This window comes from Streptomyces sp. PsTaAH-124 (assembly GCF_000373685.1).
Lineage (GTDB): Bacteria > Actinomycetota > Actinomycetes > Streptomycetales > Streptomycetaceae > Streptomyces > Streptomyces andamanensis.
Genome location: NZ_KB892177.1, coordinates 1 through 25608, shown reverse-complemented (window position 1 = coordinate 25608; position 25608 = coordinate 1). Strand labels below are relative to the sequence as shown.

At 75.0% G+C, this 25608-nt stretch carries 18 protein-coding genes; 13 read left to right on the top strand and 5 right to left on the bottom strand.

Annotated features, from left to right (window positions below):
* Positions 1 to 318 precede the first annotated feature (318 nt).
* Positions 319 to 2349 (top strand): ABC transporter ATP-binding protein, encoded by a 2031-nt coding sequence (locus tag B086_RS0121940; protein WP_018568577.1) that lies wholly within the window; start codon positions 319 to 321, stop codon positions 2347 to 2349.
* Complete coding sequence (locus tag B086_RS0121935; protein ID WP_018568576.1) at positions 2346 to 4214, top strand: ABC transporter ATP-binding protein; 1869 nt, start codon at positions 2346 to 2348, stop codon at positions 4212 to 4214. Before B086_RS0121940 ends, B086_RS0121935 begins: the two co-directional genes overlap by 4 nt.
* 40 nt (positions 4215 to 4254) lie before the next feature.
* On the opposite strand, the gene B086_RS0121930 is transcribed toward B086_RS0121935, so the two are convergent.
* Positions 4255 to 5814 (bottom strand): alpha/beta hydrolase, encoded by a 1560-nt coding sequence (locus B086_RS0121930; RefSeq protein WP_018568575.1) that lies wholly within the window; start codon positions 5812 to 5814, stop codon positions 4255 to 4257.
* 119 nt (positions 5815 to 5933) lie between these two features.
* Positions 5934 to 6326 carry a DUF4190 domain-containing protein gene (locus B086_RS0121925; protein ID WP_018568574.1) on the bottom strand — a complete coding sequence of 131 codons (393 nt, stop codon included), beginning with the start codon at positions 6324 to 6326 and terminating at the stop codon, positions 5934 to 5936.
* A gap of 138 nt (positions 6327 to 6464) precedes the next feature.
* Between B086_RS0121925 and B086_RS0121920 the strand changes: the two genes are divergently transcribed.
* From B086_RS0121920 to B086_RS0121905, 4 genes are all read left to right on the top strand, one after another.
* Positions 6465 to 7748: a sensor histidine kinase gene (locus tag B086_RS0121920; RefSeq protein WP_018568573.1), complete on the top strand. Its 1284-nt coding sequence runs from the start codon at positions 6465 to 6467 to the stop codon at positions 7746 to 7748.
* The gene (locus tag B086_RS0121915) at positions 7745 to 8458 is read left to right on the top strand and encodes a response regulator transcription factor (protein ID WP_037873805.1); all 714 of its coding nucleotides are present in this window, start codon (positions 7745 to 7747) and stop codon (positions 8456 to 8458) included. Before B086_RS0121920 ends, B086_RS0121915 begins: the two co-directional genes overlap by 4 nt.
* 130 nt (positions 8459 to 8588) lie before the next feature.
* On the top strand, positions 8589 to 10358 hold the full coding sequence (locus tag B086_RS0121910; RefSeq protein ID WP_018568571.1) for an ABC transporter transmembrane domain-containing protein: 1770 nt from the start codon (positions 8589 to 8591) through the stop codon (positions 10356 to 10358).
* Positions 10355 to 12160, top strand: a complete 1806-nt coding sequence (locus B086_RS0121905; RefSeq protein ID WP_018568570.1) for an ABC transporter ATP-binding protein — start codon at positions 10355 to 10357, stop codon at positions 12158 to 12160. The genes B086_RS0121910 and B086_RS0121905 overlap by 4 nt, the downstream gene beginning before the upstream one ends.
* A 16-nt stretch (positions 12161 to 12176) precedes the next feature.
* On the opposite strand, the gene B086_RS0121900 is transcribed toward B086_RS0121905, so the two are convergent.
* A complete protein-coding gene (locus tag B086_RS0121900) occupies positions 12177 to 13388 on the bottom strand; it encodes an FAD-dependent monooxygenase (protein WP_018568569.1) in 1212 nt (403 codons plus the stop codon).
* Between the two features lie 213 nt (positions 13389 to 13601).
* On the opposite strand from B086_RS0121900, the gene B086_RS0121895 reads away from it, so the two are divergent.
* Positions 13602 to 14147, top strand: coding sequence for a TetR/AcrR family transcriptional regulator (locus B086_RS0121895; protein WP_051115894.1), 546 nt, complete (start codon positions 13602 to 13604; stop codon positions 14145 to 14147).
* A gap of 67 nt (positions 14148 to 14214) precedes the next feature.
* Positions 14215 to 14874 (top strand): maltokinase N-terminal cap-like domain-containing protein, encoded by a 660-nt coding sequence (locus tag B086_RS0121890; protein WP_018568567.1) that lies wholly within the window; start codon positions 14215 to 14217, stop codon positions 14872 to 14874.
* An 83-nt stretch (positions 14875 to 14957) separates the two neighbouring features.
* Here the strand turns inward: B086_RS0121890 and B086_RS0121885 are convergent, their stop codons facing one another.
* On the bottom strand, positions 14958 to 15185 hold the full coding sequence (locus B086_RS0121885; RefSeq protein ID WP_018568566.1) for a hypothetical protein: 228 nt from the start codon (positions 15183 to 15185) through the stop codon (positions 14958 to 14960).
* A 216-nt stretch (positions 15186 to 15401) separates the two neighbouring features.
* Here B086_RS0121885 and B086_RS45950 point away from each other — a divergent pair, with 216 nt between their 5' ends.
* The 4 genes from B086_RS45950 to B086_RS0121865 all read left to right on the top strand — a co-directional run bounded on the left by B086_RS45950 (position 15402) and on the right by B086_RS0121865 (position 22054).
* Entirely contained in the window at positions 15402 to 17144 is a 1743-nt protein-coding gene (locus B086_RS45950) for a WD40 repeat domain-containing protein (RefSeq protein WP_018568565.1), read from the top strand.
* Between the two features lie 346 nt (positions 17145 to 17490).
* Positions 17491 to 19533, top strand: a complete 2043-nt coding sequence (locus tag B086_RS0121875; protein ID WP_018568564.1) for a M4 family metallopeptidase — start codon at positions 17491 to 17493, stop codon at positions 19531 to 19533.
* A gap of 284 nt (positions 19534 to 19817) precedes the next feature.
* Entirely contained in the window at positions 19818 to 21458 is a 1641-nt protein-coding gene (locus B086_RS0121870) for a M4 family metallopeptidase (protein WP_018568563.1), read from the top strand.
* A gap of 74 nt (positions 21459 to 21532) precedes the next feature.
* Positions 21533 to 22054, top strand: coding sequence for a DUF1990 family protein (locus B086_RS0121865; RefSeq protein ID WP_018568562.1), 522 nt, complete (start codon positions 21533 to 21535; stop codon positions 22052 to 22054).
* Positions 22055 to 22117: 63 nt separating this feature from the next.
* Here the strand turns inward: B086_RS0121865 and B086_RS0121860 are convergent, their stop codons facing one another.
* On the bottom strand, positions 22118 to 24790 hold the full coding sequence (locus tag B086_RS0121860) for a glycosyltransferase family 1 protein (protein WP_018568561.1): 2673 nt from the start codon (positions 24788 to 24790) through the stop codon (positions 22118 to 22120).
* Positions 24791 to 25125: 335 nt separating this feature from the next.
* On the opposite strand from B086_RS0121860, the gene B086_RS45565 reads away from it, so the two are divergent.
* Positions 25126 to 25608 (top strand): maltotransferase domain-containing protein (locus B086_RS45565; protein WP_037873794.1); only part of this gene is annotated, 483 nt, incomplete at its 3' end.

Here is a 25608-nt window from a genome sequence, read left to right as displayed (position 1 = left end):
CACCCGGCCCCGGGACCGGGACCGGGACCGGTCCGACCCGGACGGGCGGACGCGGACTCGCTGGGCCGAGGGCCGGAGCCGGACGGCAGGAGCGGTGGCCCCAGGGGCCGGATCCGGGCGGGCGGACCCGGAAGGGGCGGGACCCGGCAGGCGGCGCCGGAGGGGGCGGGTCCGGGTGGGGGGAATTCGGTGGGATCGGGGGCGGATTCGGGCGGGCGGGCCCGGGGGGGCGTGCGCAGGTCGTAGGACCGGCGGCGGAGTGCGGCTCGGCCAAAACTCGGTGGGCGTTGTCAGTGGTGGTCCGTAGTCTCCGAAGTGATGACCACGACACCCGCCCCCGCAGAGGTCAGCTCCGACCGTCCCGCCGATCCGTCCGATCCCTCCCGTCTCTCCGGTCCCGCCGGACCCACCGGACCCGCTGGTCCTTCCGGGCCCCCGGGGACCGGGGAGCGGTCCGCCGTCCGTGCGCTGCTGCGGCTGTGGCCGTTCGTGCGCCCGGTGCGCGCCCGGCTGTCCGTCGCCGCGGGCGTCGCGATCGTCGCCTCCTGTGTGGGGCTGGTGATCCCGCTCGTCCTGAAGTGGCTGGTGGACGGGCCGGTCGCCGACGGGGACCGGGGCGGGGTGTGGCTCGGGGCGCTGTACCTGCTGCTGCTCGGCGTGGCCGAGGCGCTGCTGTTCGGGCTGCGGCGGTGGCTGGTGGCGCGCCCGCTGTCGCGGGTCGAGGCCCGGATGCGGGCCGCTCTCTACGAGCGGCTCCAGCGGCTGCCGATCGCCTTCCACGACCGGTGGGCGTCGGGCCAGTTGCTCTCCCGGGGCACCACCGACCTGATGCTGCTGCGCCAGTTCCTCGCCTTCCCCCTGACGTTCCTGCTCGTCAACGGCGTGACGATCCTGGTGGGCGTGATCATCATGCTGCTCCAGGAGTGGTCGCTGGGCCTGGTGATGCTGGCCCCGGCCGTGCCGCTGGTCGTGCTGAGCGCGCTCTTCGAGAGGCGGTACGCGCGCGTGGCGCGGCGCGCGCAGGACCAGGTCGGGGACCTGACGACGGTGGTCGAGGAGAGCGTGCTCGGCATCCGCGTCATCAAGGGGTTCGGCCGGCACCGCAGCCAGGCGCGCGCGTTCCGCGAGCTGTCGGCCACCCTGCGCGGCACCGAGCTGAGCAAGGCGCGGCTGCTGGCGACGATCTGGGCGGTCATCATGGCCCTGCCCGAGGTGGCCATCGGCGCCACGCTGGTGGTGGGCGCCGTGCAGGTCTCGGACGGCTCGCTGTCGGCGGGCACCCTGGTCGCCTTCCTGTCCACGGCCCTCGCGCTGCGCTGGCCGGTGGAGTCGATCGGCTTCCTGCTCGCGATGAGCCAGGAGGCGGCGACCGCCACGGAACGCTACTTCGAGGTGCTGGACGAGCGGCCGGAGTCCGCCGGGCCCGCCCTGCCGCCCGCGGAGGACACCGCGGACGGCACCGCGGCCGGCACCGCCGACGACGGCGGCACGCGCGCGGGCGGCCTGCGCTTCGAGGACGTCCGCTTCCGCTACCCGGACGCGCCGCCCGGCTCCCCGCCGCTGCTGGACCGCGTCGACCTGCACATCCGCCCCGGTGAGTCGATGGCCCTGGTCGGAGCGACCGGAAGCGGCAAGACCACGCTGACCGCGCTCGTCCCCCGGCTGCACGAGCTGACCTCCGGCCGGATCACCCTGGACGGCACGGACATCCGCGCGCTGGACCGGGAGACGCTGCGCGCCCTCGTCTCCGTCGCCTTCGAGGAACCCACGCTCTTCTCCGCGAGCGTCGCGGAGAACGTCCTCATGGGCACCGAGGACGGTACGGACGCGCCGGGCGGCGACGAGCTGGACCGCGCCCTGGCCGTGGCGCAGGCGGAGTTCGTGCACGCGCTCCCGCAGGGCACCGCCACCCAGGTCGGCGAGCAGGGCCTGAGCCTGTCCGGCGGCCAGCGCCAGCGCCTCGCGCTGGCACGGGCGGTCGTGGGCAGGCCGCGCTTCCTGATCCTGGACGACCCGCTGTCCGCGCTCGACGTGCACACCGAGGCCGCCGTGGAGGCGGCGCTGCGCCAGGTGCTCACCGGCACCACCGCCCTGATCGTGGCGCACCGCCCCTCCACGGTGCTGCTGGCCGACCGTGTCGCCCTGCTGTCCGGCGGCCGGATCAAGGCCGTGGGCACCCATCAGGAACTACTGCGCACCGACGCCGAGTACGCGCATCTGATGGCGGGCGAACGGCCCCCCGGCTCCCCCGGCGAACCGAGCGGACACGACACCGCGGAGCAGCACACGGTCCGGCAAACGGATCAGCACACGGACCAGCACACGGACCAGGAGGACGACGAGCGATGACGGCCCCGACGACGTCCGTCCCGGCCACCGGGGACCCCGGGGACCTGCCGCAGGCCGACGGCACCGCAGGCCCCGGCGACTCCTTCGACAAGGACGTACTGCCCGCTCCCCCGGGTGCCACCGGCGCCCTGCTGCGCTCGCTGCTGGCGCCCATGAAGGCCCGGGTGGCCGTCACCACCCTGGTGCTGCTGCTCCAGCAGGCGGCCGTGCAGGCGGGCCCGCTGCTGGTGGCGTACGCCATCGACACGGCCGTACCGGCGTTCCGCGCCCACGACCACGGGCCGCTCATGGCGGTGGCCGCGGGCTATCTGCTGTGCGCGCTCGCCTCGGGCGCCCTCCAGTGGGTGTTCATCGTGGCTGCCGCCCGGGTCAACCAGGACGTGCTGCTGGACCTGCGCGGCCGTATCTTCCGGCACGCGCAGGCGCTCAGCGTGGACTTCCACGAGCGCTACACCTCCGGGCGGCTCATCTCCCGGTCCACCACGGACGTGGAGTCGCTGCGCGAACTGCTCGACGAGGGCCTCCAGGAGCTGATCACGGTCGTCCTGTCCTTCGTGTCCATCGCGGCGCTGCTGCTCTGGCTGGACCTCGGGCTCGGCGCGGTCGCGGTGGCCTCGTTCGGGCCGCTGTACCTGCTGGTGCGGCTCTACCAGCGGCGCGCGGGCCGGGTGTACCGGGAGCGGTCCACGGCGATCGCGGCGGTCATCGTGAAGTTCGTGGAGACGATGAACGGCATCCGGCCGGTGCGGGCGTTCCGCCGGGAGGCGGCCAACGACGCCGCTTTCGCCGGTCTCAACCGGCGCCACGAACGGGCCAACGGCGACGCCCTCCTGGAGATGGCCCGCTATGTCGTCGGCTCCCGCCTGGTGGCGAACACGGCGGTCGCGCTGATCGTGCTGTGGGGCGCCTGGCGGGTGGCGGACGGCTCGCTGGCGCTGGGGGTGCTGGCGGCGGCCGTGCTGTACCTGCGGCGGCTGTACGACCCGATCGACCGCCTGGGCATGTTCCTCAACTCCTACCAGTCGGCGGCGGCGTCCCTGGAGAAGATCGCGGGCCTGCTCGCGCAGACCCCCTCGGTGCCGGAGCCGCCCGCGCCCCGGCAGCTGCCGCCCCTGAAGTCGGCGCTGCCGGGCCGCGAGGTGGTCTTCGACGGGGTCCGCTTCGCCTACCGCACCGGCGGCGAGGTGCTGCCCCGCTTCGACCTGACGCTCCCGGCCGGGCAGACCGTCGCCGTGGTCGGATCCACCGGCGCGGGCAAGTCGACCCTGGCCAAGCTGCTGGCCCGCTTCTACGACCCGAGCGAGGGCCGGGTGCTGCTGGACGGGACGGACCTGCGCGAGCTGGCCGTGCCCGAACTGCGGCGCGGGGTGGTGATGGTGACGCAGGAGGCGTTCCTGTTCTCCGGGACGGTCGCCGAGAACATCGCCCTCGGCCGCCCCGAGGCGAGCCGCGAGGAGATCGAGCGGGCCGCGAAGGCGATCGGCGCCCATGACTTCATCAGCGCCCTGCCCGACGGCTACGACACCGACGTACGCAAGCGCGGTGGCCGTATCTCCGCCGGGCAGCGCCAACTGGTCTCCTTCGCGCGGGCGTTGCTGGCCGATCCGGCGGTGCTGATCCTGGACGAGGCGACCAGTTCGCTGGACGTGCCCGGCGAGCAGGCCGTGCAGCGCGCGATGGCCACGGTCCTGCGCGGCCGTACCGCCGTGGTGATCGCGCACCGGCTGTCCACGGTGGAGATCGCCGACCGGGTCCTGGTGATGGAGCACGGCCGGATCGTGGAGGACGGCCCGCCGTCCGCGCTCGTCGCGGGCACCGGCCGGTTCGCCCGCCTGCACCGGGCCTGGCGGGACAGCCTGGCCTGAGCGGGCGGGCCCGGTACGTCCTCTCCCGGCGGCGGCCCCGCTACTTTCCGGCGGGTGTCCGGCAGGTCAGGTCACCGGCCGGGAGCCTGCCGGTGGTCAGGTAGGCCGTGGCGGTCCGGTCGGCGCAGGAGCCGTCGAGTCCGTAGACGCCGTGCCCCTCGCCGCCCGCGACCGTGACCATGCGGGAGCCGCGCAGCACCCGGTGCATGTTCCGGGCGCCGGGCAGCGGCGTCTGGGAGTCCCACTCGTTCTGGAGGATCAGCGCGGCGACGCCGTTGTCCACGCTCGTGGCGGGCTCGCTGCCGCGCTCCCAGAAGGCGCAGGGCTTGATGGTGGAGGCGATGTCGCCGTAGAGCGGGTACCGCGCCTTGTCGCGGACCGCGTCGCGGCGATAGCGCTCGGGGTCGCTCGGCCACGAGGCGCGGGTGTCGGCGCAGATGAAGGCCCAGGCGCTCGCGGCCTCGTTGTCGGCGGGGACGGTCCCGGCGGTCGCCGAGGGGGCCGGGTCCGGGGTGGGCGCGGTCGTGCCGGAGGGGGCGGGCGGCGCCTCGCCCCGGGCCGCCTTCGTCAGTTCGGCGACCTTCTCGGCGGCGACGCGGACATGGACGAACGCGGGGCGCAGCTCCGAGCGGATGCCGTCGCCGGTCAGGAGCCGCCCGCCGGAGTCGACGGGGGCGCGGTCGGCCCGGCGAACCAGGTCCCAGAAGCTCTGCCGGACCGCGGCCGGGGTGGCGCCCAGGTGGTAGGTGGCGTCCCGGCGGGCGGTCCACGCGCACCACCGGGTGAACGCGGCCTCGGCGCCCCTCGCCATCTCCTGGAAGGTGCCCCGCCAGATCAGCGCGGGGTCGGCCGCGCTGTCCAGCACGAACCGGTCGGCCCGCCGGGGGAACAGCTGCGTGTAGACGGCGCCGAGGTAGGTGCCGTAGGAGTAGCCGAGGTAGGAGATCTTCTTCTCGCCGAGCACGGCACGGACGACGTCCATGTCGCGGGCGACGTTGCGGGTGGTGAGGTGCGGCAGCAGGCCGCCCGCGGCCGAGCGGCACTTGTCGGCGACCGTACGGGCCCACCGCACGTCCTTCGCGAACGTCGCGTCCCGGTAGGGGCGTTCGTCGTTCTGCTCGTCCTCGGTGAGACCGCAGCCGACGGGTGTGCTCCGCCCGACGCCCCGCGGGTCGAACCCGATGAGATCGTAGCGCTGCCGCACGTCCTGGGGCAGGTCCAGCTCGGGGGCGACCGGCAGGTCCAGGCCCGAGCCGCCGGGGCCGCCGGGGTTGAGCAGCAGGACGCCGCGGCGCTGCTTCGGGTCGCCCGCCGCCAGCCGGGATATCGCGAGGTCGATCGTCCGGCCGCCCGGATCGGCGTAGTCCAGGGGCACCTTGACGGTCGCGCACCGGAAGGCGGCCGGGCGGTGGGCGTCGCAGCGCCGCCAGTGGGGCCGCTGCCCGGTGAAGGGGCGCAGGGCGTCCGGGGACGCGGCCGTCGGCGGCGCGGTCGCCGCCCGGGGCGCGGCGGCGGCCGTCACGGGCGGCAGCGCGCCCAGGAGGGCCGTCGCGGCGGTGGCGGCCAGCAGGGCGGCCGTCCGCCGTCGGGTGTGGGTCATCGTGCTCGTCCTTGCCGGGCGGGAACGGCCGTACGGCTCGTCCGCCCTCGTCAGTGTGTCTGTGTGCCCTCGTCCGTGGTCCCCCGTCCGTGGGCGGGGCCGGTGGACCAGGGCTGCGGTCAGTGCCCGCCGAGCTGGTCGCGGACGCACTGCGTGTACTGGTGGAAGCTGTCGGGCCGGTAGCACTTCTGGGTGTGGTCGGCGTACCAGACCACGAGGACGGCGACCACGACGGACACCACGACAGCGACGGCCGAGGTCACCAGGCCGGTGACGGCCATGCCCCGGCCGGTGCCGGTCCGTCCGGCCGTCCGCAGCGCGACGGCGCCCAGGACCAGTCCGACGATCCCGAGCGGGCCGCCGATGACGACGACCGACGTGGTCAGCGCGGCGACGCCCAGCACCATGGCGGTGACGGTCAGGCCGTTGCCGCCCCTCCCGCCGGACCCGGCCCGCGCGCCCGGCCCGGGGCCTGCGGGGTGGTGCGGTGTCCTCGTCGCGTACGTGTCCATCGGTCGTCCTCCGGTCGGCTGGTCGGGACACGATCCTGTCCTCCAAGGCCGTGGCCGCACATCGCGAGGAAGCGGGAAACGGTTCTCCCCCGATCGGGGGAGAACGCCGGTGACCTGGGCAGTCATACTGGCCGCACCATGACCAGGGGAATCCGGCCGCTGCTGCGCGGCTCCACGTACACGGGCGCGCTGTTCGCGTGCTGCGGCGCGCTGGCGAGCATCGCGCTGCTGCCGTTCGTCGCCCTGCTGTCGCCCCTCTGGCGCTTCGCCCCCTACGGCGCGCAGATCGCGCTGGACCTGCTGGTCTGGGCGGTGCTCATCGGCGCGGCCGGGCTGGCCCGCACCACCCGGCGGGTGCTCATCGCCTGCGCCCGCCGGGTGCTGCGGGTGCCGCTGCCCGACCCGGCGGCCGTGCGCCGTCCGGCGGGCGCCCATGACGGCGGGTCCGCTTCCGCGCCCCCGGCCGGGCCGTCCGGTGCCGACCGCTGGCGGACCCCGCTGTGGCTGCTGCTGCACGTGGCGCTGGGCTGGGCGGGCGCGCTGGTGGGCGGCGGGCTGATCGTCGCCGGGCTGATCCTGCCGGGCAACTGGCTGGGCGCCGAGGGCGGTCTCGTCCTGTTCGGCCGGTCGGTGCGGGTGACGGGCGGCTGGGGCAGCTGGCCGGCGGCGCTCGGCTGCCTGCTGCTGGCGGCGACGGTGTGCGCGGTGGTGACCGGCACCCTGCGCCGGGCGGCGCCCAGGCTGCTGGGCCCCTCGGCGGCCGAGCGGCTCGCACTGGCCGCCGAGCGGGAACTGCGGCTGGCCGAACGCAACCGGCTGGCCCAGGAGCTGCACGACTCCATCGGGCACACCCTGACGGCGACGACGATCCAGGCAGCGGTGGCGGGCGAGATGCTCGGCGCCGACCCGGCGGCGGCGCGGGCCGCGCTGCGCAGCATCGAGGAGTCGGCCCGCGCCGCGCTGGAGGACCTGGACTACGTCCTGGGCGTGCTGCGCGAGCAGGAGGCGGGCACGGCGCCGGTGCGCACCCTGGCCGACCTGCCCGAGCTGCTGGACCGGCTGCGGCACGCGGGGGCGGTGGTGGAACCGGAGCTGTCGGGCGCCCTCGCGCAGGTGCGCGGGACGCTCTCCCGGGCGGCGTACCGCATCGTCCAGGAGGGGCTGACGAACGCGCTGCGGCACGGGGCGGGCGGTCCGGTCGCGGTCCGGGTGGCGGCCGGACCCGATGTGCTGGAACTCGACGTGGTCAACCGCACCGGGGCGGGCACCGGACCGGGTGCGGGTGCCTTCCCGCCGTCCGGGCGCGGCCTGTCCGGGCTGGCCGAGCGCGTACGGCTGCTGCACGGCGAGCTGCGGGCCGGTCCGGAGGGGCCGGACCACTGGCGGCTGGCGGTCCGGCTGCCGGTACGGTGGCCGGCATGACCGGTTCCGGCGCGGACGCGCACGCCCCGACCGGCCCCGGCGCCGGATCCGCCGCCGCGCCCGTCACCCTGCTGATCGCGGACGACGACGAGGTGACCCGCAGCGGGCTGCGCACGCTGCTCGCGGCGCAGCCGGGTCTCGCCGTGACCGGGGAGGCGGCCGACGGTGCCGAGGCGGTCGAGCGGGCGCGGCTGCTGCGGCCGGACGTGGTGCTGATGGATGTGCGGATGCCGCGCCTCGACGGCATCGAGGCCACCCGGCGGCTGCTGGCGGAGCCCGATCCGCCGAAGGTCGTGGTGATCACCACCTTCGAGAACGACGGCCATGTCACCGCCGCGCTGGGCGCGGGGGCCGCCGGGTTCGTCCTCAAGCGGTATCCGGTCGGGCGGATCGCGGAGGCGGTGCGGGTGGTGGCGGCGGGCGAGGCGATCCTCTTCCCGGCCGCGCTGCGCCGGATGGTCGCGGCCCGTCCGCTGGGCTCCGCCGAGGCGCTGCCGCGGGCCGCCCTGACCGGGCGGGAGGAGGAAGTGCTGCGGCTGATGGCCACCGGGCTGTCCAACCCGGAGATCGCGCGGGCGCTGACGGTGAGCCAGGAGACGGCGAAGACCCACGTGGGCAACGTACTGACCAAACTCGGCGCGCAGAACCGCACCCACGCGGTGGTGATCGCCTACGAGTCCGGTCTGGTGGTGCCCGGCTTCACCGGCTGACGCGGCCTGACCGGGCGACGCGCGCCGGACACAGCAGGAGACAGGCGAGACGGGCGAGACAGCCGGGACGGGCAGGACAGGCAGGACGGGGCAGGACAGGCGAGACAGGCGAGACAGGGAGGGGGCGCCGGTGATCGACGCCTACGCGGACCCGGGCACGCCCGACAGCCGGGGCGGCTGGTGGTACCTGTGGTGGCTGGTGACCCGGCAGCCGGGGCGGTCGCTCGCCGGGGCGCTGCTGGCGAGCGTGTGGATGGTGCTGCTGGCGGCGACGCCGTATCTGATGTCCCGGGCGGTCGACGACGGACTCCAGCGCGGGGACATGGGGGCGCTGGCCCTGTGGTCGGGCGCGCTGTTCGCGGTCGGGGCGGTCAACGCCTGGCTGAGCATCCTGCGGCACCGCACGATGACCCGGGTGCGCATGGACGCCAACTTCCGCACCGTCAAGGTCGTCGTCGGCCAGGTGGTGCGGCTGGGCGCGGCGCTGCCGCACCGGGCGGGCACCGGGGAGGTGGTCACCATCGGCGTCGGCGACGTGCAGACGATCAGCCAGAGCCTGACCGTGGTCGGTCCCGGGGTCGGCGCGGTCGTCGTCTACGCGGCGGTGGCGGGGCTGCTGCTGTCGGTGTCCGTGCCGCTGGCCGCCGTGGTGCTGCTGGGGGCGCCGCTGACCGCGCTGCTGGTGGGGCCGCTGACCCGGCGGCTGCAACGTGCCGAGGGCGAGTACCGGGAGCGGCAGGGCGTGCTGACCGCGCGCATCGGCGACCTCGCGGGCGGGCTGCGGGTGCTGGGCGGCCTGGGCGGCAAGGGGCTGTTCGCGGACGCCTTCCGGCACGACTCGCGGCGGCTGCGCGAGCAGGGCTACCGGGTGGGCGCGGTGACGAGCTGGCTCCAGGCGCTCGGTTCAGGGCTGCCGGTGCTGTTCCTGGCCGTGGTGACCTGGCTGGCGGCCCGGCTGGCCGCCCGCGGCGAGATCACCGTGGGCGAACTGGTGTCGGTGTACGGCTATGTGGCGGTCCTGGTGACCCCGGTGTCGTTCTTCGTCGAGGCGGGCTACCAGCTGAACCGGGGTGTGGTGGCCGCGCGCCGGGTCGTACGGCTGCTGCGGCTGGAGCCGCAGGAGGACAGGGGCACCCTGCCCCCGCCGCCGCGGCCCGCGGAGCTGTACGACCCGGAGTCGGACGTCCGGGTGCGGCCGGGCCGGCTGACCGCGCTGGTCTGCGCGAGCCCCGCCGACGCGGCGGCCGTCGTGGACCGGCTCGGCCGCTACACGCCGTCGGCGGCGACCTGGGACGGGACCCCTCTGGACGCGTACGTGCTCGCCGGGGTGCGCGAGCGCGTCCTGGTCGCCGACAACGAGGCCGACCTGTTCGCGGGTCCGCTGCGGGAGGTGGTGTGCGGCGCCGCCCGGGAACACAGTGCCCGGGAGATCGCGTGGGCGCTGCACGCGGCCGCCGCCGAGGACATCGTGCAGGGGCTCGACGACGGCCTGGAGGCGGCCGTGGCCGCCCAGGGCCGCAGCCTGTCCGGCGGCCAGCGGCAGCGGATACGCCTGGCGCGGGCGCTGCTGGCCGTTCCTGAGGTGCTGCTCGCCGTGGAACCCACCTCGGCGCTGGACGCGCACACCGAGGCGGCGGTGGCGGCCCGGCTGCGCGAGGCGCGCGCCGGGCGGACGACCCTCGTCACCACCACCTCCCCGCTGGTCCTGGACCACGCGGACACCGTGCTGCACCTGGTCGAGGGCAAGGTCACGGCGACGGGCTCGCACCGCGCGCTCCTCGCCCGCGAACCGGGCTACCGGGCGCTGGTGGCACGTGACACGGAACCGGACGCGGAGCAGGACACGGGACAGGACGCGGATCCGCCTGTCGCGGGCACCGCACAGGAGGCCGCGCGATGACGGCGGACGGTACCGAGGTCCAGGGCCGGCTGCCGGTCGCCGGGCGCGCGCGGGTCCGCCGGGCCGCGCTGCGTCTGGTCGCGGCGGACGGGCGGGCGTTCACGGGCGTCCTCGTCCTGAACGTGCTGGCAGCGGCGGCGGGGCTCGCCGGTCCGTGGCTGCTCGGCCGGATCATCGACCAGGTGCGCTCCGGCGGCGGGGTGCACGGCGTGGACCTGCTGGCCGCGGGGCTCCTGGCGGCCGCGCTCACGCAGCTGCTGCTGGCGCGCTGGGCCCGGTACGCGGGCCATCGCTTCGGCGAACGCACCCTGGCGCGGGTGCGCGAGGAGTTCGTGGACCGGGCGCTGGCCCTGCCCGCCGCGGTGGTCGAGCGGGCCGGCACCGGCGATCTGACCACCCGCGGCACCGCGGACGTGGCCGCGGTGGGCACCACCTTGCGCACCGTGGGCCCCGAGCTGCTGGTCAGCACCGTGCAGGCGGTGTTCGTGCTGGCCGCCGTGTTCCTGCTGAACCCGCTGCTCGGGGCGATCGGTCTGCTGGCGCTGGCGCCGGTCGGGTGCGCGCTGCGCTGGTACCTGCGCCGGGCCAGGGACGGCTATCTGCGCGAGGGCGCGGCGGGCTCCGAGGTCGCCGAGGCGCTGACGGAGACGGCCCGGGGGGCCCGTACCGTCGAGGCGTTCGGGCTGGCCGGGCGGCGGATCGCGGCGAGCCGCGACGCGCTGGAGGAGTCCCGGCGCGCCCGGTTCCACACGCTGTTCCTGCGCAGCGTGTTCTTCCCGGCCGTCGAGGTGTCCTACGTGCTGCCCGTGGCCGGGGTGCTGCTGGCCGGTGGGGCGCTGCACGCGCACGGCGCGGTGACGGTGGGCGCGGTGGTGGCCGCCGCCCTGTATCTGCGGCAGTTCACGGAGCCGCTGGACCAGATCCTGATGCATGTCGAGCTGCTCCAGAGCAGCGGCGCCTCCTTCGCCCGGGTGGAGGGCCTGGCGGAGGCCCCGCGCCCGGTCCCGGCGACCGCCGACGCACCGGCGGACGACCGTATCGACGTGGCCGGGGCCCGGTACGCGTACGAGCGCGGCGGCGAGGTGCTGCGCGGCGTCGACCTGTCGGTGCGGCCCGGGGAGCGGCTGGCCCTGGTGGGGCCGTCCGGGGCGGGCAAGACGACGCTGGCCAGGCTGCTGGCGGGCGTGGACGCGCCGACCGCGGGCACGGTGACGGTGGGCGGGGTGCCGGTCGCCGCGCTGGAACCGGAGACACTGCGCCGCCAGGTCGTCCTGGTCACCCAGGAGCACCATGTGTTCCTGGGCAGCGTCCGGGACAATCTGCGGATCGCCGAACCGGAGGCGGCGGACGAGCGGTTGTGGGCGGCGCTGGCCGCGGTGGGCGCCGACGCCTGGGTGCGGGAGCTGCCGGACGGCCTGGACACCGAGCTGGGCGCGGGCGCGCGGCCCGTCGACGGTTCCCGGGCCCAGCAACTCGCCCTGGCCCGGGTCGTGCTGGCCGATCCGCACACCCTGATCCTGGACGAGGCCACCGCGCTGCTCGACCCGGCCACGGCCCGCCACACCGAGCGCGCGCTGGCCGCCGTGCTGCGCGGCCGTACGGTCATCGCCGTCGCGCACCGGCTGCACACCGCCCATGACGCCGACCGGGTGGCCGTGCTGGAGGACGGCCTGCTGACCGAACTGGGCACCCATGACGAGCTGGTGGCGTCGGACGGCGCGTACGCGGCCCTGTGGCACACGTGGCACGGGGACGCGGAGCCGCGGGCGGAGGCACAGGCGGAGGCGGGCCCGGGTTCCTGAGGGTGCCGGGCCCCGGTCAGGGCAGCTCGGGCGGGGTCCAGTCGGCGTGCCGGAGGACGGCCCGCATCGTGACGGTGTCGGGGGCCAGCCGGAGGGCGGCGTTGCGCAGGGCGACGGCCGCCGGGTGGGCCAGCCGCTGCCCCATCCGGCCGGCCCGGCGGGCGGCGAGGGCCACGGCCTGGCTGCGCGGGCGGCGCTCGGCGTCGTAGCGGGCCAGCGCCTGGGCGGTGGACGGCTCCGCGGCGAGCGCGGCGGCGAGGGTGACCGCGTCCTCCAGGGCCTGGCAGGCGCCCTGGCCCAGGTGCGGGGTCATGGCGTGGGCGGCGTCGCCGAGCAGGGCGACGCGGCCCGCGGTGAAGGCGGGCAGCGGGACCGTGAGTTCGTGGATGTCGTGGTGCAGTACGGCCTCGGGCCGGGTGGCGGCCAGCAGCGCCGGGACGGGCTCGTGCCAGTCGGCGAAGCGGTGGCGCAGCGCGGCGAGCGGGTCGGCGGGGCGCACACCGGGCGGCGCGTTGAGCACCGCGTGCCATTCCGCGCGCCCGTCACGGAAGGCGATGTGCCCGAACTCGGCTCCCCGGCCCCAGGTGAGCGCGAAGTCGGTGCGCAGCTCCACCGGGTGTGCGGTGACGGCGCGCAGCACGGTCGAGCCGCTGTAGGCGGGGCCGGGGTGGTCCGGGAAGAGGCGGTGGCGCAGCCGGCTGCCCACGCCGTCTGCGGCGACGACCAGATCGGCGTCGAGCACGTCTTCCGTGCCGGTGACAGTGCTGCTGGCGGTGGCGGTGGCGCTTTCGCCGCCGTCCCCGGCCAGGAGCACCCGCACCCGCCCGCCGTCGCTGTCGTCGACGGACCGCACCTCGGCGCCGGTGCGCAGGCACCCCTCGGGCAGCGCGGCGCGCAGGGCGCGGTGCAGGTCGGCGCGCGGGATGCCGACGAGGGGCGTGCCCAGCTCGCGTTCGAGGACGGTGCCGTCCATCCGGGCCAGCCAGCGGCCGCCGGGAGCGCGGGTGCCGCCGGTGTACTGGGGCCGGGCGGCGGCGCGTACGGCCTCGCCCGCGCCGAGGGCGTCCAGGGCACGCATGCCGTTGGCGTGCAGGGAGATGCCCGCGCCCACGTCGGCGAGGACCGGGGCGCGTTCGGCGACCACCACCTCCCAGCCGACCGCGCGCAGGCCGATCGCCGCGGCCAGTCCGCCGATGCCCCCGCCCACCACCACCGCGCTGCCGCCCATGCCGGTCCCCTTCTCCCGTGTTCTCCCGTGGCGCACGCCCGTCGCCGGGCTTCTACATCTGTAGAAGAAGCGTACTCCCGCCCTCTACAGGTGTAGAAAGAGGGGGTGCCCGAGCCCACCGACCAGCCAGCCGACCACCCCGCGGCCCACCCCACCGGCCGCCCCCTCCCACGTACCGACCGGCGCACCGCCCTCGCCGACGCGGCCGTCGGCGTGCTGGCCGCCCACGGCATGCGCGGCCTCACCCACCGCGCCGTCGACCGCGCGGCCGGACTGCCGTCCGGCACCACCTCCGCCTACTACCGCACGCGCCGCGCCCTGCTCACCGCCCTGGTCCGGCGCCTGGTCGCCCTCGACCAGGCGGAGCTGGAGGAGGCGGCGCGGCGGGCGCCGGTGCCGCGCGACGCGGAGGACCTGGTGGCGGGCCTCGCCGCGCTCACCGCGCAGCGCCTGACGGGCGAGGGGCGGCAGCGCTCGCTGGCCCGCTACGCGTGCGCGATCGAGAGCGTGCACCACCCCGAGCTGCGCGAGATCCTCACCCCGCGCGAGAACACGGCACGGGAGGCCGTACGCGCCGTCCTGACCGCGCACGGCGTCCCGGGGACGGCCGCGGATGCCCGTACGGTCACCCTGCTGACCTGTGTGGACGGCCTGGTCTTCGACCGGCTGGTGCACGGCGGGCAGGTGTCGCCCGCGGAGCTGCGGGGCCTGGTGGCCGGTGCGCTGCGGACGGAAACTGCGGACGGCGCGGGCCGTTGATGCGAGGCTGGGGAAGATCGCGCACCCAGGGCCCGTCCCTCGACCCCGACGCAGGAGAATCCCCGGCATGGCCGTCATCCACCGCACCACCCTTGAGCCCACCAAGCTCGAACTGCTCACCGCCTGGCTGCCCTCGCGCCCGTGGTACGGCGGCGCCCCGCGGCCGGAGCTGAGCAACGCGGGCGGTTTCCGCCTGGACGACCCGAGCGGCGAGGTCGGCATCGAGTTCCTCGTCGTCAACGACACCTCCGGCCCGCGCCCGGCCTCCTATCTGGTGCCCCTCACCTACCGCGGCGCCCCGCTCGACGGCGCCGGGCACGCGCTGGTCGGCACCATGGAGCACGGGGTGCTGGGCAGGCGCTGGGCCTACGACGGCTGCCACGACCCGGTGCTGGCCGCCCGGCTGGCCGCGCTGATCGAGGGCACGGCCCCGGCGCAGGCGCAGCGTGTCAGCGACACCCCGGACCACGAGATCGTCCGCTCGTACACGGGCCCGGCCCCGGCCGCCGCCGTCTTCCCGGCGGTCACCGACACCCCGGAGGCCACCGAACTGACCGCGCCCGGGGGCACGGTGCTCCGGCTGGTCCGCGCGCTGAGCCCGGCCCCGGACGGCGCTCCACTCCGCCCGCCGACCGCCGTCGGCCATGCCGGGGGCCCCTGGCAGCAGCCGGACGGCACCCGCGTCCAGGGGCTGTTCGCGGTCCTGTACACCGGCGCCGACGACTGACCGCGCCCGGAGCACCCCGTGCGAGCGCCCGCCGGCAAAACCGGCGGGCGCTCGCGCGTGCGGGAGGGGCAGAGCCCGCCCTGTCACCGGATGAGGCCGCGCAGCACGGGCACGCTCGCGCCGGAACTGGTCAGTCCGGCGAGGACCGCGGCGGCCACCGGGGCGCCGGTGCGGGCGGTGAGGAAGCCCATGACGAGTCCGATGACGACCGCCGCGAGCAGGACGACGGTGGTGTGCAGGGAGAGGAACGGCGGGGCCGGGGGCTGCTCCGGGGAGGAACCGGCGGGCTGGGGTGTCCGAGTCGTGGTCATGGTCCGACTGTGCCGCCCACCAGGCCGTCGGGGCGGCGGACCGAACAAGTCCGGAGAAGCCCGGCCGACGGGCCCGCACCGCCGTACGGCGGCGGCGCACGGCGTACGCGTACCACCGTCCCGCGCCGTTCGGAAATGTTCCGCCGGATTCGGTGCCGTACGGCCCGGCTCCTCTAACCTGGCTCGTCACGACGCGATGCCGGGGGGACGGCGGTCATGGAACACACACATGAGGCGCACGCGGACAGGGGCCACGAGCCGCATGCGGCCGGGCGTCACGAGCCGCACCCGGCCGGGGACGCGGGCACCCGCGCGGACCCGGGCACGGAGACCGTCGAGGAGCTGCTGCGCGAGCAGTCCCGGCTGCTGCGGGAGCTGAAGGTGCGGGCGGGCGACCCGTCCCTGCGGACCATCGAGAGGCGGGCCGCGCAGCTCTTCGCCGACGAGCGCGCCTCCCTGCCGCCCGCCACGCAGAGCACCCTGTTCAACGGCGGCTACACCGGGCTGAACAAGCTGGTCTGGCTCGTCCGGGCGCTGATGTCCTGGGACCGGTACGGCAAGGAGTGCGCGCCGCCGGCCTACGGGGCGGCCGAACTGGATCCGTGGCACGAGCGGTGGGTGGCCCTCACCCAGGCGCGGGCGGCCCGCAGGAGCCACCGCGCCGCGAGCGCCCGTACGGCCGCCACCGCGGACCCCGCGGACCCCATGGCCCCCGCATACCCCGCAGACCCCACGGACCCCGCGGGCCCCGCGGACCCGCCGCCGCCCCGCACGCACCCCGCCGACCCCGGGCCACCCGACGCCCCCGGGCCTCCCACCTCGACCCGGCCGCCCACCGGCGCCCAGCCCCGGGGCAACCACGAACCGCTGCCCACGGCCACCCCCGCCGGGACCGCGCCCCCCTCCGGCCATCCCGCCCCGGAGACCGGCCGCTCTCCCGCCCCGGGCGGCGGATGCCTCGCCCTGCGGGCCGTCGCGCACACCATCGGGCGGGGCCACCTCATGGGACTGCCCCCGCTGGAGGCGAGCGATCTGGTCGTCGCGGTGGCGTTCTCCCCCGGCGAAGCCCTGCTGGCCACCAGCAGCCGGGACGGCTGGGTGAACCTGTGGGATCCGGTCACCCACGTGTCGCTGGCCAGGCTGCCGACCGGCCGTCAGGACGCCACGACCGCGCTGGCGTTCTCGCCCGACGGCCGCCTCCTGGCCGCCGGGGGCCCCGGCACGCTGGTCCGGTTGTGGGACCCGGCCACGCACGCGGTGACCGGACCGCCGCTCACCGGGCGCCACGGGACGGTGCGCGCGGTGGCCTTCTCACCGGACGGCGCCCTGCTGGCCGTGGCCTGCGAGGACGGCGCGGTCCGGCTGTGGGACCCGGTCACCCACGAGCCGGTGGGCGAGCCCCTGACCGGACACCGGGACGCTGTGCACGCGCTGGCGTTCTCGCCCGACGGCACCCTGCTGGCGACCGTCTCCCGCGACACCACGGTCCGGCTGTGGGACCCCGCCACCGGCGCCCCGGAGGGAGAGCCGCTGCGCCATCAGGGGGCCGTCGTCACGGTCGCGTTCTCCCCGGACGGCGCCCTTCTCGCCACCGGCGGCCGGGACACCACGGTCCGGCTGTGGGACCCGGTCACCCACGAGCCGGCCGGTGAGCCGCTGCACCACCCGGGCGCGGTCTTCGCGGTGGCGTTCTCCCCGGACGGCACCCTGCTGGCCACCGGCGGCCGCGACGGCACGGCACGGCTGTGGGACCCGGCGACCGGCCGGTCCGTGGGCCGGCCCCTCACGGGGCATCAGGGCGCGGTCTACGCGCTCGCGTTCTCCCCCGACGGCACCCTTCTCGCCACCGGGGCCGGTGACCGGACCGTCCGGCTGTGGATGACTCCGGTGGCGGCCCGCCGTATGACCGGGGACGCACCGGCCCCGAGCGGCCCGGCCGACACCGCCCCTGCCTCCTGAGGCACTGATCGGCCCAGGTCGGCCCCGTCCGGGCCCGGCCTGCTCCCGCCGTGCCGTCCGTCCGGCGTCCGGTCCGTATACCGAACATGAACTTCCGGACAACGAACGTTTTCCAGCCAACTTAATGACGCGCTCCTGACAAGCCACGGCCACTCCTGCCAATCTTCCCCTCGGCCGTTCACCGTCACCCCACAGCACCCCCCACTTCTTCACGACGGTGGCGCGGCCCGCACCTCGCACGTCGCACCTGGTTCCGCGTTCTCCGCAGTTCTGCCCGGACGGCTCACCGCGTGTCCGGACCTCCCCCCTGGCCGCGCGACCCGTGGCCACGCAGAAGGAGTCAGTGTTGAGTAGCAGCAGCTCTCGCAGACGCACCTCCCACATCACCCACCGCCGGGCCGCGGGCATCGCCCTGGCCGGTGTCGCCGCGCTCGTCGCCACCGCCGTCCAGTCCGGCGCCGCGAGCGCCGCGCCGACGCCGCACGCGGTCAAGCTCTCCCCGGCGCACGTCGCCGTGCAGCTCACCGCCTCGCAGCGCGCCGAGCTGATCCGGGACGCGGACGGCGCCAAGGCCCGCACCGCCAAGGACCTGGGCCTGGGCGCCCAGGAGAAGCTGGCCGTCAAGGACGTCGTCAAGGACGCCGACGGCACGGTCCACACCCGCTACGAGCGCACCTACGCGGGCCTGCCGGTCCTCGGCGGCGACCTGATCGTCGACAGCGCGGCCTCGGGGAAGACCGAGCGGGTGCTCAAGGCGACGAACGCGGCGGTGAAGGTCGCGAGCCTCACCCCGAAGGTGGCGAAGGCGGCCGTCGAGCAGCACGCGGTGCAGCGGGCCAAGGCGCTGGGCAGCAGCAAGGCGTCGGTGGACCAGTCCTCCCGCAAGGTGATCTGGGCGGCCACCGGCAAGCCGGTGCTGGCCTACGAGACGGTGATCGGCGGCTTCCAGGACGACGGGACCCCGAACCAGCTGCACGTCATCACCGACGCGAGCACGGGCAAGGAGCTGTTCCGGTACCAGGGCGTCGAGACCGGTGTCGGCAACACCCAGTACAGCGGCCAGGTCTCGCTGACGACGACCCAGTCGGGCTCGACGTACACGCTGACCGACGGGGCGCGCGGCGGCCACAAGACGTACAACCTGAACCACGGTTCGTCCGGCACCGGCACGCTGTTCTCCCAGTCCAACGACACCTGGGGCAACGGCACGACGTCGAACGCGGCCACCGCCGCCGCCGACGCCCACTACGGCGCCGCCATGACGTGGGACTTCTACAAGGACACCTTCGGCCGCAACGGCATCAAGAACAACGGCCAGGCCGCGTACTCCCGCGTCCACTACGGCAACGCGTACGTGAACGCGTTCTGGGACGACAGCTGCTTCTGCATGACGTACGGCGACGGCGCGGGCAACAACGACCCGCTGACCGAACTGGACGTCGCCGGGCACGAGATGAGCCACGGCGTCACCTCCAACACGGCCGGCCTCAACTACAGCGGTGAGTCGGGCGGTCTGAACGAGGCGACCTCCGACATCTTCGGCACCGGCGTCGAGTGGTACGCCAACAACGCCACCGACAAGGGCGACTACCTCCTCGGCGAGAAGATCGACATCAACGGCGACGGCACCCCGCTGCGCTACATGGACAAGCCCAGCAAGGACGGCGCCTCCGCCGACTCCTGGTACTCGGGCGTGGGCAACAAGGACGTGCACTACTCGTCCGGCATCGCCAATCACTTCTTCTACCTGCTGAGCGAGGGCAGCGGCGCCAAGACGATCAACGGCGTCAACTACGACTCGCCCACCGCGGACGGGCTGCCGGTCACCGGCATCGGCCGGGACAAGGCCCTCCAGATCTGGTACCGGGCGCTGACCACCAAGTTCACCTCGACCACCAACTACGCCTCGGCCCGCACCGGGACGCTCGCGGCGGCCGGTGAGCTGTACGGCGCCTCCAGCACCGAGTACAAGGCCGTGCAGGACGCCTGGGCGGGCGTCGCGGTCGGTTCGCGCCCCGGCGGCGGCGACCCGCCCGGAGGCGGCTCCTCGTTCGAGAACACCGCGGACGTGAACATCCCGGACTACGGTGCGGCGGTCACCTCGTCCATCACGGTCTCCGGGCGGACCGGCAACGCGCCGTCCAACCTCCAGGTCTCGGTGGACATCGTGCACTCCTGGAGCGGTGACCTCCAGATCGACCTGGTCGCCCCGAACGGCGCGACGGCCCGGCTGAAGAACAGCGGCTACGACTCGACCCCGGACGTGCACCAGACCTACACGGTCAACGCGTCCTCGGTGGCGGCCAACGGCACCTGGAAGCTGCGCGTCCAGGACAAGGGTCCCGGCGACACCGGGTACATCGACGGCTGGAAGCTGACCTTCCCGTAGAGCCGGGCGAGGCGCCACCCGGTGGGGCACTGCGGTCCCCCACCGGGCCCGGACTCCCCGAGGGCAGGGCGCCGTTCCGGAGACGAAGCACCCGGGGCGGCGTCCGTTCACATGGTCGAAACACGAATCGGACAGTCATTTTTCGGCCAACATCACCTCGGGGTCCTGACATGTACGCGCCCTTGATGTCACTCTCTCTGCACCCGCCGCACGAGCACAGCAACCGACCTTCCGTCCGGCCGGCACCCCCACGCCGGCCGGGCTCCCCCACATAAGGAGCTCGCGTGACCCCCCGCCTCATGCGTCACAAGCGCACCACGCTGGCCGTCGCCACCGCCGTCGCCGCCGGAGCCCTGCTCAGCACCGCCGTGACCACCAGCGCCTCGGCGCAGTCCCCGGTCACCCCGGCCGCGGCCCCCACCGCGCTCACCGCCTCCGCCCGCACCGCCCTGCTCCAGCAGGCGCAGGCCGACGCGTCCGGCACCGCCCGGCAGATAGGTCTCGGCGCCCAGGAGAAGCTGGTCGTCAAGGACGTCGTCAAGGACGCCGACGGCACGGTCCACACCCGCTACGAGCGCACCTACGCGGGCCTGCCGGTCCTCGGCGGCGACCTGATCGTGCACACCGCGAAGTCCGGTGCCACCGAAGGCGTCACCAAGGCCAACAACGCGGCCCTCAAGGTCGCCTCGCTCACACCGAAGGTCGCCGCGGCCAAGGCCGAGCAGCAGGCCGTGGGCCTCGCCAAGGAGGCCGGTTCGGCGCAGACCACCGCCGACCAGGCCCCGCGCAAGGTGATCTGGGCGGGCAACGGCACGCCCGTCCTCGCCTACGAGACGGTCGTCGGCGGCCTCCAGGACGACGGCACCCCGAACCAGCTGCACGTCATCACCGACGCCGCCACCGGCAAGAAGCTCTACGAGTACCAGGGCATCGAGACCGGCACCGGCAAGACGCTGTACTCGGGCCAGGTGACCCTGACCACCACCAAGTCCGGCTCCACGTACCAGCTGACCGACGGCTCGCGCGGCGGTCACAAGACGTACAACCTGGCCCGCAAGACGTCCGGCACCGGCACGCTCTTCACCGACGCCGACGACGTGTGGGGCACCGGCACCGCCTCCAGCTCCTCCTCCGACCAGACGGCCGCGGCCGACGCCGCCTACGGCGCGCAGGAGACCTGGGACTTCTACAAGAGCACCTTCGGCCGCAACGGCATCAAGAACAACGGCCAGGGCGCCTACTCCCGCGTCCACTACGGCAGCAACTACGTCAACGCCTTCTGGGACGACAGCTGCTTCTGCATGACGTACGGCGACGGCTCGGGCAACACCCACCCGCTGACCGCGCTGGACGTCGCCGGACACGAGATGAGCCACGGCGTCACCTCCAACACCGCCGGGCTCAACTACAGCGGCGAGTCGGGCGGTCTGAACGAGGCGACCTCCGACATCTTCGGCACCGGCGTCGAGTGGTTCGCCAACAACGCCGCCGACAAGGGCGACTACCTGATCGGCGAGAAGATCGACATCAACGGGGACGGATCCCCGCTGCGCTACATGGACAAGCCCAGCAAGGACGGCGCCTCGGCGGACTACTGGTCCTCCACCGTCGGCAACAAGGACGTGCACTACTCCTCCGGCGTCGCCAACCACTTCTTCTACCTGCTGAGCGAGGGCAGCGGCGCCAAGACGATCAACGGCGTCAGCTACAACTCGCCGACGTCCAACGGCGCCAAGGTCACCGGCATCGGCCGGGACAAGGCCCTCCAGATCTGGTACAAGGCGCTCACCACGTACATGACGTCGACCACCAACTACAAGGCCGCCCGCACGGCGACGCTGAACGCGGCGTCGGCCCTGTACGGCGCCTCCAGCGCCGAGTACGCGGCGGTCGGGGCGGCCTGGTCCGGGGTCAACGTCAACTGACCCACCGGCCCCACGACACCACGGGCGGCACCCGGGACTCGCGTCTCCCGGGTGCCGCCCTACCCTTGGATCCCATGGCTCCCCAGGACTTCACCTACGAGGAGGTCGGTGCGACCCGCGAACAGGGCCACTGCCCGCCCGGCTTCCGCCCGCTGCACGTGCGCACCCGCATCGGCGAGGGCGAGGAGGTGTTCCGGCGGGCCGCCGAGGCCGTGCTCACCTGGGAGCTGCACCGCGCCGCCGGAGTGGGCATCGACAGCACCGCCGAACGCGCCGCCCCCGGCGCCGAGGTCACCGTCACCCTCGCCGGGCTGATCAAGGCCCCCTGCCGGGTGGTCTGGACCACCGAGGAACCGCGCCGGGCCGGATGGGCGTACGGCACCCTGCCCGGCCACCCCGAGAGCGGCGAGGAGTCCTTCGTCGTCGACCGCACCGGCGACGGCACGGTCTGGCTGACCGTGACCGCCTTCAGCCGCCCCGCCAGGTGGTACGCCCGCGCGGGCGGCCCGGCCACCCGCGGCTTCCAGCACGCCTACGCCCGCCGCTGCGGCACCGTGCTGCGCCGCCTGTGCGCCGGCCTGGAGGACGGCACCTGACCGCCTGACCGCCTGACCGTCTGACCACCGGCCCGCGCCGGCCGGCCCGTTCCGCCCGCGCCGTCAGCGCAGCAGCACCCCCGCCCCGTCGCCGCCCGCGTCCTGCGGGGGCACCGTGACCAGGCCGAGTTCGGCGGGCGAGGCGAGCAGGCGGTGGTCCGGGAGGATCCGGACGGTGTAGCCGTAGGGGCCGGTGCGGTCGAGCGAGAGCGGGCCCTCGTAGACCCAGCGGCCGTCCGCGTCGGGGGCGCCCGCCGGTTTCAGCGCGGCCACGGACGGGTCCGTGATGCGGTCCTCCTCGTCGACCCGCCCGGACACCGCCTGCACCTGCACGTCCTCGGGACCGAGGGACCCGAGGCCGACCCGCACCCGCAGCCCCAGGGTCGCGCCCAGCTCCGCGGTGGCCGTGGACGCGGACCGCCCGGTGCGCTCGGCCGGCGGGCAGGACGTCTCCACATGGTCGACGCTCACCTCGTGCCAGCCCGCCCGCACCCGCGCCTTCCAGGCCGCCAGCTCGCGCGCCGCCGAAGCGTCCAGGGCGCGGTGCGCGTGCGCGGCCGGGGTGTACAGCCGCTCGACGTACTCCCGGACCATGCGTCCGGCCAGCACCTTCGGCCCCAGCAGGGTCAGCGTCCGGCGGACCATCTCGATCCAGCGGTCGGGCAGCCCGGCCCGGCCGCGCTCGTAGAAGCGGGGCGCGATGCGCCGCTCCAGCAGCTCGTACAGCGCGGCGGCCTCGACCTCGTCGCGGTGGTCGGCCTCCTCCCCCACCGTCGCGGGCAGCGGCGCCCCGCCGTCCGCGGTGGGGATGGCCCAGCCGAAGTCGCTCTGGTACCACTCGTCCCACCAGCCGTCCAGCACCGACAGGTTGAGGCAGCCGTTGAGCGCGGCCTTCATCCCGGAGGTGCCGCACGCCTCCAGCGGGCGCAGCGGATTGTTCAGCCAGACGTCGCAGCCGTGGTACAGCTTCTGCGCCATCGCCATGCCGTAGTCCGGCAGGAACACGATCCGGTGCCGCACCCGCGGGTCGTCGGCGAAGCGCACCAGCTCCTGGATGAGCCGCTTGCCGCCGTCGTCCGCCGGGTGCGCCTTGCCCGCGACCACGATCTGCACCGGCCGCTCGGGATGCAGCAGCAGATCCATCAGCCGGTCCCGGTCACGCAGCATCAGCGTGAGCCGCTTGTACGAGGGGACCCGGCGCGCGAAGCCGATGGTCAGCACCTCGGGATCCAGTACGCCGTCGACCCAGCCCAGCTCGGCCGGGCCCGCGCCGCGCTGCCGCCAGGCCGCCGCCACCCGGTGGCGCACCTCGCCCACCAGTTGCTCGCGCAGCTCGCGGCGCAGCTCCCAGATGTCCTCGTCGGGGATGTCGGCCACCGAGTCCCAGCGGTCGGAGCCGCCCACGGACAGCGCGTCCTCGGCCCGCTGGGCACCGATCTGCCGGGCGCCGAGCCGGAACACCTCGGGCGCCACCCAGGTCGGGGCGTGCACCCCGTTGGTGACCGAGGTGATCGGCACCTCCTCGGGCCCGAAGCCCGGCCAGAGACCGGCGAACATCTCCCGGCTGACCTGCCCGTGCAGCAGGGACACCCCGTTGGCGCGCTGGGCGAGCCTGAGCCCCATCACCGCCATGTTGAACAGGTTGGGCTCGCCGCCCGGGTAGGTCTCCATGCCCAGCCCGAGGACGCGTTCGACGTCGATGCGGGGCAGTTCGGCGTCGGGCCCGAAGTGCCGGGCGACCAGCTCCCGGTCGAAGCGGTCGATGCCGGCCGGGACAGGCGTGTGGGTGGTGAAGACCGTGCCCGCGCGCACCGCCTCCAGGGCCGCGTCGAAGTCTAGGCCCTGGTCGTCCAGCTCCGCGATCCGCTCCAGACCGAGGAAGCCCGCGTGCCCCTCGTTGGTGTGGAACACCTCCGGCCCGGGATGCCCGGTGAGGCGGCAGTACGTCCGCACCGCACGCACCCCTCCTATACCCAGCAGCATCTCCTGGAGCAGACGGTGCTCGCTGCCCCCTCCGTACAGCCGGTCGGTCACCTGGCGCTCGCCGAGGTCGTTCTCCTCGACGTCGGAGTCGAGCAGGAGCAGCGGGATCCGGCCAACCTGGGCCAGCCAGATCCGGGCGTGCAGGGCCTTGCCGCGGGGCAGGGCGAGCGAGACCCTGGCGGGGCTGCCGTCGGCCTCGCGGAGCTGGGTGACGGGCAGCTCGTTGGGGTCGAGGACCGGGTAGTGCTCCTGCTGCCAGCCGTCCCGGGACAGGGACTGCCGGAAGTAGCCGTGCCGGTACAGCAGCCCGACCCCGATCAGGGGTACGCCCAGGTCACTGGCGGCCTTGAGGTGGTCGCCCGCGAGGATGCCGAGGCCGCCGGAGTACTGCGGCAGGGCCGCGGTGATGCCGAACTCGGGGGAGAAGTAGGCGATGCCGGCGGGCAGTCCCGCGGGCTGCGCCTGGTACCAGCGCTCGCCGGTCAGGTAGTCGCGCAGGTCGTCGGCGGCGGCGGTCAGGCGGCGCAGGAAGCGCCGGTCGACGGCCAGCTCCGCCAGCCGGGCCGGGGGCACACAGCCCAGCAGGCGGACCGGGTCGCCGCCGCAGGAGGCCCAGTGCTCCGGGTCGGCGGACTGGAAGAGGTCGCGCGTCTCCGCATGCCATGACCAGCGCAGATTGCGGGCCAGCTCGCTGAGCGGTCGTAGGGGTTCGGGGAGAACGGGACGGACGGTGAACCGACGGATCGCCTTCACATTCCACCTCGGCGCGTTCGCTGATGGACGCACGGCACGGTGCGCTTCGCCGCCAGGACGCACGGCACTGTGCGCCCCGTCACACAGCACCGTACCGGTGACCGTACGGATGCCGCCGCGCTCGACGCCGCCGGGTGGCTCAAGACAAGGCCAACTTTGTGTGTGGACATACGCGCGGGTAGTTAACAAAGTCCCGGATTGCTCACCCGAAGGGGGTGGGAAGGCTCCTGCGGTACACCGACACTCTTCCGGTACACCCGGAAGACGGACCCCGCAGGACCCACCTCCCCCACGCACATCCGCCCACACCCTCGTTGATGCGGACAGGAGCGGTCATGCCCAGCAGGCAGCAGCACCCGGCACCATCCCCGGCAGGCGGCAGGAAAGGCACCCGGCGCCCCCGCGCGGCGAGCCCGCCCGCCCCCGCGGAACAGTCGGCCCAGTCGGCCCAGTCGGCTCAGGCGGCCCCGGAGGATCCGGCCGTCGCGGCCGTCCCGGAGGAGGCCGCGCCCCCGCCACCGGCCGCCCCGAAGGCCACACCGAAGGCCACACCGAAGGCCGCACCGGACGTCGCGCCCACCGCCGTCGGACGGATCCCCGTCCTCGACGTGCGGCCGGTCGTCCAGCACGGCCGCAGGCCCGCCAAGGCGGTGACCGGGGAGTCCTTCCAGGTGACCGCCACCGTGTTCGGTGAGGGGCACGACGCGGTGGCGGCGAACGTGGTGCTGTGCGATCCGGCGGGCCGGCCGGGGCCGTGGACGCCGATGCGCGAGCTGGCCCCGGGCACCGACCGCTGGGGCGCCGAGGTCACCCCGACC

Excerpts from the sequence above, each read along its gene's own strand:
- B086_RS0121915 (WP_037873805.1), top strand. The coding sequence starts at position 7,745 with ATGACCGGTTCCGGCGCGGACGCGCACGCCCCGACCGGCCCCGGCGCC.
- B086_RS0121885 (WP_018568566.1), bottom strand. The coding sequence starts at position 15,185 with ATGACCACGACTCGGACACCCCAGCCCGCCGGTTCCTCCCCGGAGCAG.
- B086_RS0121925 (WP_018568574.1), bottom strand. The coding sequence starts at position 6,326 with ATGGACACGTACGCGACGAGGACACCGCACCACCCCGCAGGCCCCGGG.
- B086_RS0121890 (WP_018568567.1), top strand. The coding sequence starts at position 14,215 with ATGGCCGTCATCCACCGCACCACCCTTGAGCCCACCAAGCTCGAACTG.
- B086_RS45950 (WP_018568565.1), top strand. The coding sequence starts at position 15,402 with ATGGAACACACACATGAGGCGCACGCGGACAGGGGCCACGAGCCGCAT.
- B086_RS0121865 (WP_018568562.1), top strand. The coding sequence starts at position 21,533 with ATGGCTCCCCAGGACTTCACCTACGAGGAGGTCGGTGCGACCCGCGAA.
- B086_RS0121940 (WP_018568577.1), top strand. The coding sequence starts at position 319 with ATGACCACGACACCCGCCCCCGCAGAGGTCAGCTCCGACCGTCCCGCC.
- B086_RS0121930 (WP_018568575.1), bottom strand. The coding sequence starts at position 5,814 with ATGACCCACACCCGACGGCGGACGGCCGCCCTGCTGGCCGCCACCGCC.
- B086_RS0121900 (WP_018568569.1), bottom strand. The coding sequence starts at position 13,388 with ATGGGCGGCAGCGCGGTGGTGGTGGGCGGGGGCATCGGCGGACTGGCC.
- B086_RS0121920 (WP_018568573.1), top strand. The coding sequence starts at position 6,465 with ATGACCAGGGGAATCCGGCCGCTGCTGCGCGGCTCCACGTACACGGGC.
- B086_RS0121935 (WP_018568576.1), top strand. The coding sequence starts at position 2,346 with ATGACGGCCCCGACGACGTCCGTCCCGGCCACCGGGGACCCCGGGGAC.
- B086_RS0121905 (WP_018568570.1), top strand. The coding sequence starts at position 10,355 with ATGACGGCGGACGGTACCGAGGTCCAGGGCCGGCTGCCGGTCGCCGGG.